We start from the raw sequence: 12127 nt of genomic DNA, 5'->3' as shown, positions 1-12127 counted from the left end.
GGTCTTAATCCCCTAATGATGGGGCGGGTTTTCCGACTGCGGAGTCTTGTTTTATTGTTAAAAATCAATTTTCTATAGATTAAAATTTGTAAATTTAAATCTTCACAAACATAAACAATTTTTAACAAATTAAAGACCAAAGCGGCACGGTCGGAAGCATGCCGCACGCAGCAGAAAACAATTTTCAAAATCTAACACAATTCTTGTGTTTGGGCAAGGCATATTTGGCTTCCCGTATTCTCGGGCATGACGCTGCCGTGTTGTTTAGGGCGTATCATCAATCGACCGAAAAACCCCTGCACCGTCATTCCCGCATAGGCGGAAATCCACATCAAAGCACAACAAACCTTGATAAAACATTGTTTTCCAAAAATCGGGCAGTGGATTCCCGTATTCGCGGGAATGACGGCGTTTTTGTATCATGATGATTTATATCATAAAAGTTTAATTTATGACACGCCCCAGTCCATTGGCGGTGCGCCCTACCCCAGCAGCCGCCGCAAACGGTACAGTGCGTCCAAAGCCTGTCGCGGCGACAATTCATCGGGATTGAGTGCCGCCAATTCGTCCACCACAGGGTGGGGTGCGGGTGCGGCGGGCGCGGTGTCGTCCTGCTCGGGTATCGGGGCGAACAATTCGTGTTGCGGCGACGGCTGCGCCTGTGCTTCCAGTTGTTTGAGGTATTTTTGTGCGCCGCTCAGGGCGCGTGCGGGCAAACCGGCGCGTTTGGCAACGGCGATGCCGTAGCTTTTGGCGGCAGGCCCCGCTTCCACGCGGTGCAAAAATACGATGTCCGCCGCTTGTTCCAATGCGCTCAGGTGCATGTTTACGGCGTTGGGGAAGTGTTGCGGCAGCGCGGTCAGTTCAAAATAGTGGGTGGAAAACAGGCACAGGCTTTGGTTTTTTTGCAGCAGGTGTTCGGCGGCGGCGCGGGCAATCGCCAAGCCGTCAAAGGTGGAGGTGCCGCGCCCTACTTCGTCCATCAACACCAGCGATTGGGCGGTGGCGTGGTTGAGGATGTAGGCGGTTTCGCTCATTTCCACCATGAAGGTGGAACGGTTGCCCGCCAAGTCGTCTGATGCGCCGATGCGGGTAAATATGCGGTCGATGTTGCCGATTTGTGCGGTTTGTGCGGGTACGAAGCTGCCCGTGTGCGCCATGATGACGATGTGCGCGGCTTGGCGCATGTAGGTGGATTTGCCGCCCATGTTCGGGCCGGTGAGCAGCATCAAACGGTGTTTGCCGCCCAGTTGCACGTCGTTGGGGGTGAAACGCGCCACTTGCCTCTCCACCACGGGGTGGCGGGCGTTTTGCATCGCCAATACGGGGTAGTCGGCAAATTCGGGGGCAGTGTAGCCGTGTTCCCGCGCCTGTAGGGCAAAGGCGCACAATACGTCCAAAGCGGCGGCGGCGCGGGCGGTTTGCTGCAATTCGGGCAGGCGGCGGTGCAGATACGCCAGCAATTCGGCATAAAGCTGTTTTTCCCGTGCCAATGCGCCGTCTTGCGCCGACAAAAATTGTTCTTCAAACTGCTTCAGCTCGGGGGTGATGTAACGCTCGGTGTTTTTCAGGGTTTGGCGGCGGCGGTAGTCGGCGGGGGCGGCGGCGGATTGGGCTTTGGACAATTCGATGTAAAACCCGTGTACGCGGTTGTATTCTACTTTCAGGGTGGACAAGCCCGTGCGTTCGCGTTCGCGCTGCGCCAGCTCCGCCAAAAACGCATCGCCGTTGTTTTGCAAATCGCGCAAACGGTCGAGTTCGGCATCGTGTCCGTCATTCATCACCCCGCCATCGCGCAGCAGCGCGGCCGGTTCGGGCAGCAAAGCGCCGTGCAAATGTTCGGCAACGGGCAGGGTGCGCGGAAAACAGCCGCACAAAACCGCCAGCAGGGACGAGCCTGCGGGTGCGGCAATCTGCGACAGGGCAAACAGGCTCTCGCGCAGTGCCGACAAATCACGCGGACGCGCCGAGCCCAGCGCAATGCGGGCGGTGATGCGTTCGATGTCGGCAGTGTGCTTCAGAGACTGCCGGACGGCTGCCGCCGCTTCGGGCTGATGCAGCAGCACCGACACCGCTTCTTGGCGGGCGCGTAATTTTTCGCGGCAGCGCAAAGGGTGGTGCAGCCACTGCGCCAGCAAACGGCTGCCCATGTGGGTGGCGCAACGGTCGAGTACCGAAAGCAGGGTCGGGGCTTTTTTGCCGTCCAGCGTGGCGGTGATTTCCAAATTGCGCCGCGTTGCCGCATCCATGCCGATGTATTCGTCCGAAGTTTCCAGCGCGATGCCGTCCAAATGCGCGGGCAGTTGCGATTGGGTCAGGCGCACATAATTGAGCAACGCCCCCGCCGCCGCCACCGCCGCGCCGTGTTCGTTTGCGTCCAAACCGAAGCCGCGCAAATCTTGACAATCAAAATGCGCCGTCAGCAGCTTGAACGCCGTTTCCGGCGCAAACTGCCAATCGTTCAAACGGGTCAGATGCCCGCCGCCCAGATGCGGTGCCACCGCCGCCGCATCGCGCTCCGCCGCCAGCACTTCCGCCGCGCCCAAACGTGCCAACTCGTCTGCCAATGCATCGGGCGCAATGATTTTCGCCTTAAACTCACCGCTTTGCAGCGACACCCATGCCAAAGCACTTTGCTTTTTGCCCAAACACACCGCCGCCGTGCGGTTGGTTTCCTTGTCTTCGAGCAATGCCGAATCGGTGAGCGTGCCGGGCGTAACAATCCGCGTAACCTTGCGCTCGACAGGGCCTTTGCCCGCGCCCACCGTTCCCGTTTGTTCGCAAATCGCCGCGCTTTTGCCCAATTTGACCAGCTTCGCCAAATACGGCTCGAGCGCGTGAAACGGCACGCCCGCCATTTTCACCGGCTCGCCGTGCAGCTTGCCCCGCGCCGTCAGCGTGATGTCCAACAGCTTGGCGGCTTCTTCGGCATCGTCAAAAAACAATTCGTAAAAATCGCCCATACGGTAGAACAATAACTTGTCCTGATGGGCGGCTTTGATGTCGAGATACTGCTGCATCATCGGCGAAACGGGAGACGGACTCATGGCGGCGCACCGGCAAAAAGCCGCGATTATAGCCCGAATGCGTCCGCATTCCCATCTTCCGGCACGGGCGCAAGCACGCTGACATTTTGGAAAAACCCCGATTTGTCAAACACTTGGCAAAAATCGGGGTATTTTGATAACCATTTGTTTTACAATAATATTTTGCAAATTGCCTATTTTTTAAGCAACAAAGGCACAGGCTTTGAAAATACAGCGTTTTTGCGGTATTTTTGCCCCGTTTTTGCCAAGTTATCCACAGAAAATGTGGATAACTTTTTTCCGACCCGATTTACGCCCGCAACGCGCCGTCAATATCCGCCCAAATGTCTTCGATGTCTTCAATCCCCACCGAAAAGCGCAACAGCCCTTCGCCGATGCCCAATTCGCGTTTCAGCGCGGGCGACATGCCGCTATGCGATTGCGAATAACAGTGGTTCACCAAGCTTTCCACCCCGCCCAAGCTGGACGCCATTTGCACCAGTTGCAGATTTTGAATCACGCGGTTGGCTGCCTGCACGGTATTGTTTTTCAAAACAATGGTTACCACGCCGCCGAAGCCGCGCATTTGCCGTTTCGCCAATTCGTGATGCTCGTGGCAGGGCAAGCCCGGATAATAAACCTGCGCCACCGCCGCGTGGTTTTGCAGGCGTTGCGCCAATTCCAAAGCGTTGGCGCAATGCTGTTTCATGCGTACCGACAGGGTTTTGATGCCGCGCAACACCAGCCAGCAGTCCATCGGCCCCGCCACCGCGCCGGTTTCAATCAGCATTTTGCCCAAATCCCGCGCCAAAGCATCGTCTTTCACCGCCGCCACGCCCATCAGCACGTCCGAGTGGCCGCACAGGTATTTGGTGGCGGAATGAAAGACGATGTCGCAGCCCAAGTCCAAAGGATTTTGCAGATACGGCGTGGCAAAGGTGTTGTCAATGCCGACCCACGCGCCCGCCGCTTTCGCTTTTTGCGCGAGCAGGGCGATGTCGTTCAGGCGCAAAAGCGGGTTGGACGGGCTTTCCAACCACAGCAGTTTCACCCGTTTTTCCGCCAAAATATTGTCTAACGCGGCGGCATCGTCCAAGTCGGCAAACACCACGTCCACGCCCCAAGCGGCGTAAACATTATTGAGCAAATCGTAGCTGCCGCCGTAAATATCGCGCACGGCGACCACGGTGTCGCCCGGCCGCAAAACGGTGCGGAAAATGCAATCAATGCCGGCGATGCCGCTTGCAAAGGCAAAACCGTGCGTGCCGTGTTCCAGTTCGGCAACGGTGTTTTCCAAGATTTGGCGGGTGGGATTGGACAGGCGCGAGTATTTGTAGGGAATGTTTTCGCCGATTTCGCGCATGGCGAACATGCTGTTTTGGTAAATCGGCGGCATCACGGCGCGTTGGTGTTGGTCGGGGTCGTAGGCGGCGTGGATTAAGCGGGTGGCGAAACGCATGGGGTTTTCCTTACAATCAAAAAAGGGGAATGGTAGGGGATTTTCGGGCTGGCTGAAAGATTATTTAATCCAAATTTCCCAATCGGGATTGGCGGCGCGGGTTTGTTCCAAGTCTATGAAATAAGGAATATCAACTGAAGAGAATTTAGTTTGAAAACCGTATTTGATTGCTTTAAAAACCAAGTATTGAATAATTTTTTGATTGCCTTTGCAAAATATAATTAATCCTTTCTCTTGCAAAGCAAGTCTTGTTTTTAATTCGTATTCAAAAAATACACCATCACTAATTATACTACCCAATAGATTATCAGAATCAAGTAGATTATTAGCTAAAAAAGGATTCTTACTGATAAATAAAAAGTTTGCTTTTTCAAGAAATGTCCCTTTGAAATCTACCTCATCAAGTACAGAATTAGAAAAATTCACCATTGGAAGTTCTGTTCCTGAAAAATTAGCATCAATGAGTTCTGAATATGAGAAATTTATTTTTATAAGGACACTCCCAAGAAAGTTTACATTGCATAAGATTGAATTAGAGAAGCTAAATTGACTTGCTCCATAAATTCCTTGCAATTGTGCCCCACACAAATTTTGCTTATAAAATAACTTGTTCTTTAGAATTTCTCTTTCCAAACCAGACAACTGAAAATTCATACCACTTAAACAAATCCCACGCAACAGTTCTTTATGCCTATGCAACAAAGGCTTTTTATCGTGTCCGCACGCCAGCAATACGCGGGTAATGGCTTGTCCGAGCGGCGTATCGGCGCGTTCATGCAGCTTTCCAATCCATTCTTTTTGTTTTTCCAAATCATCAGTTTGCTCAAGCTGCTGCAAAATATCGTGCTGCAACACTTTCCACGCCGACAGCAGCAGATGCACGGCGGGCTTTTCAAAATCCCGTCCGTAATCGCCGCGATAAAACGGCAGCAGATTGTAAACGGCGGCAATCTGCAAACCCACCGCGCCATCGCGTTTGGAAAAAGTGTGCAAAGCCAGTTTGTTTTCGGCGGTTTGATGGTATTCGCGGCTGCGCTCGCTTAAAGGCAGTTCGCCATTTTCGGGGCTGCCTGAAAACTTTTGCGTGTGTTTTTCCTTTTCCGCTTCGCCGAAATGTGCGCCCGTTACCCATTCGGAGATTTTTTGAAATTCTTTCAAATTGATGTCTTTGCTTTGGTTTTCATCGCGGAAACGCCACACGGTAAAGGCAACAGGTGCGGAAACGACCAACACCACCAAAGTAGCAGGCAACGCATCTTTCCCCAAATATCCCCCGAAACCCAAGCCCGATAAAATAACCATTGATGCCAAACTTGATAACAATACCTGAACCGTGCGCGATAAATATTTAAATTTTTCAAAATACTGCACAATATTTACAAACCAACGCCATAACATCAATATTGCGGTTAAGCATAAGAAAATAATGGATAATGTTGGTTTATCGATTTGCCATAACCGTATTGGCAATGTATCCCAAAACGCCCATATGCACCACAAAATTGATGCGATACACAGCAATACCAGCAATTTATCTGTTTGGCTATCCGAAAAGATTTTAAATTTCTGCCAAAAATTTATTTTTCCAGTCATTATCCATATTCCATTGGGTACAGTAATTTTTACGCGCCCGCCACGGTCATTTCCGAAATCAGCAGCGAGCCGGTTTTGCCTGATGTGCGGCGCAGGGCGTCATCGGCGGCGGCGGTGATGTTCATCAGCATGTCGGGCAGCCGTCCGGCAATGGTGATGCCGCTTACGGGGTGGGCGATTTCGCCGTTTTCCACCCAAAAGCCCGCCGCACCGCGTGAGTAGTCGCCGGTGAGCAGGTTGGCACCCTGCCCCATCAGTTCGGTAATCAGCAGCCCGCACCCCATTTGTTGCAACAGGTCGCTTTGATGGGCGCAGGTGGCGTTCAGGTGCAGGTTGTGTGCGCCGCCGGCGTTGCCGGTGGTGGTCATGCCCAGTTTGCGGGCGCTGTAGCTGCCGAGAAAGTAGCCGCGCACCACGCCGTTTTCAATCACGAAACGCGGGCGTGTTGCCACGCCTTCGGCATCGAAGCAGGTGCTGCCCAAGCGGCGCGGCAGGTGCGGTTCTTCGCGCAGGCTCAAATATTCGGGCAGAATTTGTTTGCCCAAGCTGTCGCACAAAAAGCTGTTTTTGCGGTAGAGTGCGCCGCCGCTCAAGGCACCGGCAAGGTGTCCGACCAATGTGGGCGACACGGTGCGGTCGAACAATACGGGATAGTTTCCCGTTGCCACGCTGCGCGCGCCCAAACGTGCCGCCGCCCGTTGTGCCGCCGTGCGCCCGATGTGCGCGGCATCGCCCAAGTCTTCGGCGGCGCAGCCGGTTTCGTACCAATAATCGCGCTCCATATTGCCGTTGCCGTCCGCCGCCACCACGCTGCACGACAGGCTGTGCCGCGTGCCGCGCCGGTATTGCAAAAAGCCGTGGCTGTTGCCGTACACGTAATGAAAATGTCCGGTCTGCACCGTTGCACCTTCGGAATTGACCACGCGCTTGTCGTGCGCCAACGCCGCCGCTTCGCACTGTTGCGCCAATGCTGCCGCCGCCGCGCCGTCCAAAGTCCACGGGTGGTATTGGTCCAAATCAAAACAATCGCTTGCCATTTGCCCGGCATCTGCCAAACCCGCACAATCGTCTTCGGCGGTATAACGGGCGATGTCCAGCGCGGCGCGGACGGTGCTTTCGATGGCGGCGGGCGACAAATCGGCGGTGCTGGCACAGCCCTTGCGGCAACCGGCATACACGGTAACGTCCAGCGACTTGTCTTCGCAATGCTCAATCTGCTCAAGCTGTTGCAAACGCACCTGCACATTCTGCCCGACCGACTCGCTCAAATTGGCTTCTGCTGCCGTTGCGCCGAAGCGTTTTGCCAAATCAAGGGCTTGTGCCGCCAAATCGCGCAATTGGTCGGAGCTGTGTTGGAAAAGCATGGAAAAAGGCTTTCGGAAAAATACAAAGCGGCGATTATACCGTGATGCGGGTGCGCCCCGACTAAAGATGTTACAATCCGCCGCCCTGTTGGTTTCAACGCACAGAGCCACACACAAAGCACAGCCCCATGCCTTGCCCCGATTCGGACGGGCTTACACCCCACCCGAATAAAAAACTGTTTTACCGCCGCAAACGGCGGGGTTTCAAACCGAAAAGAAATTTTGATGAACGCAAACGACCTCATCGAACGCCTGTTGGAACATTTGTGGCTGCAACAACGCCTTGCCCACAACACTTTGGAAGCCTACCGCCGCGATTTGCACAAAATCGCCGCCCGCTTGGCGGCACAAGGGCGCGACTTTGCCAACGCCGACACCACCGACATCGCCGCCGCCGTTTACTGCCCAAACGAACAGCCCCGTTCGCAAAACCGCGCCCTTTCCGCCTGCAAACGGCTCTACGGCTGGCTCGAAGAAAACGGCAGCCGCAGCGACAACCCCACCCGCCACCTCACCGCCGCCAAAACCGCCCACACCCTGCCCGCCATCATCACCGAAGCCCAAATCGATGCCCTGCTCGATGCCCCCGACCTTACCGACCCGCTCGGGCTGCGCGACAAAGCCCTGCTCGAAACCCTGTACGCCACAGGCTTGCGCGTCAGCGAAGCGGTCAAACTGCGTACCGATGAAATCAATCTGCGTCAAGGCATGGTCAATACGGTGGGCAAAGGCGACAAGCAGCGCATCGTGCCTTTGGGCGAAGAAGCCGCGCATTGGCTCGAACAATACCTGCAACACGCGCGCGGGCGCATTTTGGGGCAGCACCGTTGCGATGCGCTGTTTGTCGGACAAAAAAAAAGCGGCATCAGCCGCCAGCTTGCATGGATGATTGTCCGACAATACGCACAACAGGCGGGCATCCGCCGCCTGTCGCCGCACGGATTGCGCCACGCCTTTGCCACCCATCTGGTCAAACACGGCGCGGATTTGCGTACCGTGCAAATGCTGCTCGGACACGCCGACATCAGCACCACCCAAATCTACACCCACGTTGCCGACGAACGGCTCAAACACATCGTTGCCGCCCACCACCCGCGCGGCGGATAGGGCGTGCCGCACACTTCAGCGACTGTGCCAATCTCGTCCGCGCCCCTGCGCGTTGGCGTCCGTGCTGTGGCGCGGTGAGGGCAGGTACAGATTCGGATTGACGTGTTTGCCGTTTACCCGCACCTCAAAATGCAGCGCGGTGCGCCCGTCGTTGCGGTCGCTGTCGCCCACCGATGCCACAATCTGCCCCGCTTTCACCTTCGCACCTTCGGGCACCAGCAGATTGTCATTGTTCGCATACGCCGTTACCATGCTGTCGCTGTGGCGTACCAGCAGCAGCTTGCCGTAACCTGCCACGCTGCTGCCCGAATACATCACCGTACCGTCTGCCGCCGCATGCACCAACGTACCGCGCGGCGCGGCAATGTCGATGCCCTTGTTGTACGAACCGTACGGCACGACCACCGTCCCGCGCAACGGCCATTGCAGCACCGTGCCGCCCACTGCCGCCGGTGCGGACGGTGCGCCCGAACGCGGCGCGGCGGAAACGGCGGTTTTGCCCGCTTTGCCCGCAGACTGCGGCTGCGGACGCGACACCGTCAGCACCTGCCCGGGGCGAATCACATCACTTTTCAAGCCGTTGAGCGCTTTCAAACGCGGCACATCGGTTTGAAAACGCTGGGCGATGCGGCTGAGCGAGTCGCCGCTTTGCACGCAATACTGCCCCGTGGCGATATTGCGGCAAACGTGAACGGTGGTTTCAGACGGCGCGGCACAAGCTGCCAAACACAACAGCGCCGTCCAAGACACGGCACGGCAAACAGTTACAACAGACATACGGTCAAACATTCCAAAAACAAAATGCCATTATACCCTGCCGCGCCGCCAAGCAAGCGGCCGGCTCACACATGAAAGCTTTCGCCGCAGCCGCATTCGTCTTTCACATTCGGGTTGTCAAACTTAAAACCTTCCTGCAAACCTTCTTTCACATAATCCAAGCGCGTGCCGTCCAGATACACCAAGCTTTTCGGGTCAACAAAAATTTTCACGCCGAAATCTTCAAACACTTGGTCTTCGGGCGCAACATCGTCCACAAATTCAAGCTGGTAAGCCATGCCCGAACAACCGCTTGTTTTCACGCCCAAACGGATGCCTTCGCCTTTGCCGCGTTTGGCGAGAAAATTGCGGATGTGGTCGGCGGCTTTTTCGGTTAGCGTAATCATGGTTCAAACTCCTGAATAAAAACGAAAACGCGGCTGCCTGCAACACAACCGCGCCCAAATCAAACAATTAAGCCGCCGCGCCCTGTTTTTGACGGTAATCGGCAATCGCCGCTTTCACCGCGTCTTCCGCCAAGATGGAGCAGTGTACTTTTACGGGCGGCAGTTCCAATTCCGCCGCGATGTCGGCGTTTTTGATGGACAGGGCTTCGTCCAAACTTTTGCCTTTGACCATTTCGGTAATCAGCGATGAGGAGGCAATCGCCGAGCCGCAGCCGTAGGTTTTGAATTTCGCGTCTTCGATGATGCCCGCATCGTTGACTTTGATTTGCAGCTTCATCACGTCGCCGCAGGCGGGTGCGCCGACCATGCCGGTACCGACATCGCTGTCGTCTTTGTTGAACGAGCCGACATTGCGGGGGTTTTCGTAGTGGTCGATAACTTTATCGCTGTAAGCCATAATGTGTTTCCTTGTGTTTTAAAATTAGGTTGTAAAAAGAGTTTCAGGCTGCCTGAAAAGATAACGTGTTTGTACAATTATGGTAGGTTGGGTTGGAACAAAGTGGAAACCCAACCTGATTTCCAACAATCCAATTGGGTTTACGCTTGCGCTTCAACCCAACCTACACATTTTTCAGGCAGCCTGAAAAAGTTTAGTGTTCCACCCACTCCACTTTGCTCAAATCAATCCCGTCCTTAAACATCTCCCACAAGGGCGACAAATCGCGCAGTTTGCCGATTTTGGATTTGATGAGTTCGGCGGCATAGGCAACTTCTTCTTCGGTGGTCATGCGCCCGAAAGTAACGCGCAGCGAACTGTGCGCCAATTCGTCATTGCGCCCCAACGCCCGCAGCACATAGCTGGGTTCAAGGCTGGCGGAAGTACACGCCGAACCGCTTGAAACCGCCAATTCTTTCACTGCCATAATCAGGCTTTCGCCCTCCACATAGTTGAAGCTCACGTTCAAATTGGTCGGTACGCGCTGTTCCAAGTCGCCGTTGATGTACACTTCTTCAATGCCTTCAATGCCTTTCAGGAAAATATCGCGCAATTTGAACGCGTGGGCGCGGTCTTGTTCCAGTTCCAAACGCGCCAAACGGAAAGCCTCGCCCATGCCGACAATTTGATGCGTGGGCAAGGTGCCGCTACGGAAACCGCGTTCGTGTCCGCCGCCGTGCATTTGCGCTTCAAGGCGCACGCGCGGTTTGCGGCGCACATACAGCGCACCGATGCCTTTGGGCCCGTAAATTTTGTGGGACGATACGGATAGCAAATCCACTTTCGCCGCTTCCACGTCAATCGGGGTTTTGCCGGCTGCCTGAACCGCGTCCACATGGAAAATGATTTTGCGTTCGCGGCAGATTTCGCCGATGGCGGGAATGTCCTGAATCACGCCGATTTCGTTGTTCACCCACATCACCGAAATCAAAATGGTGTCGGGACGAATCGCCGCTTTCAGTTCGTCCAAGTCCAGCAAACCGTTTTCTTTCACGCCCAAATACGTTACTTCAAAACCTTGGCGTTCCAACTCGCGCATGGTGTCCAACACGGCTTTGTGTTCGGTTTTGACGGTAATCAGGTGTTTGCCTTTGGTTTTGTAAAACTGCGCCGCGCCTTTGATGGCAAGGTTGTTGGACTCGGTCGCGCCGGAAGTGAACACGATTTCTTTGGCATCGGCGTTCAGCAGGGCGGCGATTTCGGCGCGGGCGTTTTCTACCGCTTCTTCCGCCGTCCAGCCGAAGCTGTGGCTGTTGGACGCGGGGTTGCCGAAGTGTTCGGTCAGATAGGGAATCATTTTTTCCGCCACGCGCGGGTCAACGGGGGTGGTGGCGGCGTAGTCCAGATAAATGGGGGTTTTGATGGTCATGGCGTGTTCTCGCTTTAGTGTATATGGGTAATGTGGCGGACGGGCTGTGCGTCCTGCGTGTTTTGTTGTGCCAACAGGTTGGCGAGCGTGATGCCGCTCAAGTAGTCGTCTATGGTGCGGTTGAGGTTTTCCCAAAGCTGGTGGGTAAGGCAGGCGTTCCCCGACTGGCAGTTGGCGCGTCCGCCGCACAAGGTGGCGTCCAAGCAATCTTCGGCGGCGCGGATAATCTGGGCGATGTTGATTTCATCGGCAGACCGTGCCAACACATAGCCGCCGCCCGGCCCGCGCACGCTTTCCACCAAACCGGCACGGCGCAGTTTGGCGAAAAGCTGTTCCAAATACGACAGGGAAATTTGCCGTCTTTGGCTGATGGTGTTGAGCTTGACGGCGTGTTGTTGCGCGTGCATCGCCAAATCCAGCATGGCGGTTACGGCAAAACGGCCTTTGGTGGTCAGGCGCATGGCGTGGCGGGGGGCGTGGTTTCGTAATGCGGGCGGATTGTGCAATATCCGACTAAATCAGTCAAGTATCGCGCAGACTTGATGCAACG

At 55.1% G+C, this 12127-nt stretch carries 10 protein-coding genes; 1 reads left to right on the top strand and 9 read right to left on the bottom strand.

Annotation, left to right across the window (positions count from 1 at the left end; genetic code table 11):
• Positions 1 to 482: 482 nt before the first annotated feature.
• The 4 genes from mutS to pmbA all read right to left on the bottom strand — a co-directional run bounded on the left by mutS (position 483) and on the right by pmbA (position 7442).
• The gene (gene mutS, locus G392_RS0110840) at positions 483 to 3047 is read right to left on the bottom strand and encodes a DNA mismatch repair protein MutS (protein WP_027010224.1); all 2565 of its coding nucleotides are present in this window, start codon (positions 3045 to 3047) and stop codon (positions 483 to 485) included.
• A gap of 289 nt (positions 3048 to 3336) precedes the next feature.
• On the bottom strand, positions 3337 to 4485 hold the full coding sequence (locus tag G392_RS0110830) for a trans-sulfuration enzyme family protein (protein ID WP_027010223.1): 1149 nt from the start codon (positions 4483 to 4485) through the stop codon (positions 3337 to 3339).
• Positions 4486 to 4545: 60 nt separating this feature from the next.
• Positions 4546 to 6078 carry a pentapeptide repeat-containing protein gene (locus G392_RS13405; RefSeq protein ID WP_084165989.1) on the bottom strand — a complete coding sequence of 511 codons (1533 nt, stop codon included), beginning with the start codon at positions 6076 to 6078 and terminating at the stop codon, positions 4546 to 4548.
• Between the two features lie 29 nt (positions 6079 to 6107).
• A complete protein-coding gene (gene pmbA / locus G392_RS0110810; protein ID WP_027010220.1) occupies positions 6108 to 7442 on the bottom strand; it encodes a metalloprotease PmbA in 1335 nt (444 codons plus the stop codon).
• A 225-nt stretch (positions 7443 to 7667) separates the two neighbouring features.
• Here pmbA and xerD point away from each other — a divergent pair, with 225 nt between their 5' ends.
• The gene (gene xerD, locus G392_RS0110805; protein WP_027010219.1) at positions 7668 to 8549 is read left to right on the top strand and encodes a site-specific tyrosine recombinase XerD; all 882 of its coding nucleotides are present in this window, start codon (positions 7668 to 7670) and stop codon (positions 8547 to 8549) included.
• 15 nt (positions 8550 to 8564) lie between these two features.
• Here the strand turns inward: xerD and G392_RS14325 are convergent, their stop codons facing one another.
• The 5 genes from G392_RS14325 to iscR form a co-directional block, all read right to left on the bottom strand.
• Positions 8565 to 9326, bottom strand: a complete 762-nt coding sequence (locus G392_RS14325) for a LysM peptidoglycan-binding domain-containing M23 family metallopeptidase (protein ID WP_281168344.1) — start codon at positions 9324 to 9326, stop codon at positions 8565 to 8567.
• 65 nt (positions 9327 to 9391) lie between these two features.
• On the bottom strand, positions 9392 to 9712 hold the full coding sequence (gene iscA / locus G392_RS0110795) for an iron-sulfur cluster assembly protein IscA (protein ID WP_027010218.1): 321 nt from the start codon (positions 9710 to 9712) through the stop codon (positions 9392 to 9394).
• Positions 9713 to 9779: 67 nt separating this feature from the next.
• Complete coding sequence (gene iscU / locus G392_RS0110790; protein ID WP_027010217.1) at positions 9780 to 10169, bottom strand: Fe-S cluster assembly scaffold IscU; 390 nt, start codon at positions 10167 to 10169, stop codon at positions 9780 to 9782.
• Positions 10170 to 10362: 193 nt separating this feature from the next.
• On the bottom strand, positions 10363 to 11577 hold the full coding sequence (locus G392_RS0110785) for an IscS subfamily cysteine desulfurase (protein ID WP_027010216.1): 1215 nt from the start codon (positions 11575 to 11577) through the stop codon (positions 10363 to 10365).
• A 14-nt stretch (positions 11578 to 11591) separates the two neighbouring features.
• Positions 11592 to 12038 carry a Fe-S cluster assembly transcriptional regulator IscR gene (iscR, locus tag G392_RS0110780; protein ID WP_027010215.1) on the bottom strand — a complete coding sequence of 149 codons (447 nt, stop codon included), beginning with the start codon at positions 12036 to 12038 and terminating at the stop codon, positions 11592 to 11594.
• Positions 12039 to 12127 lie beyond the last annotated feature (89 nt).

Source organism: Conchiformibius kuhniae DSM 17694 (assembly GCF_000428785.1).
GTDB lineage: Bacteria > Pseudomonadota > Gammaproteobacteria > Burkholderiales > Neisseriaceae > Conchiformibius > Conchiformibius kuhniae.
The sequence above is the reverse complement of the archived record's forward strand: the minus strand, read 5'-3'. Positions and strand labels throughout refer to the sequence as shown.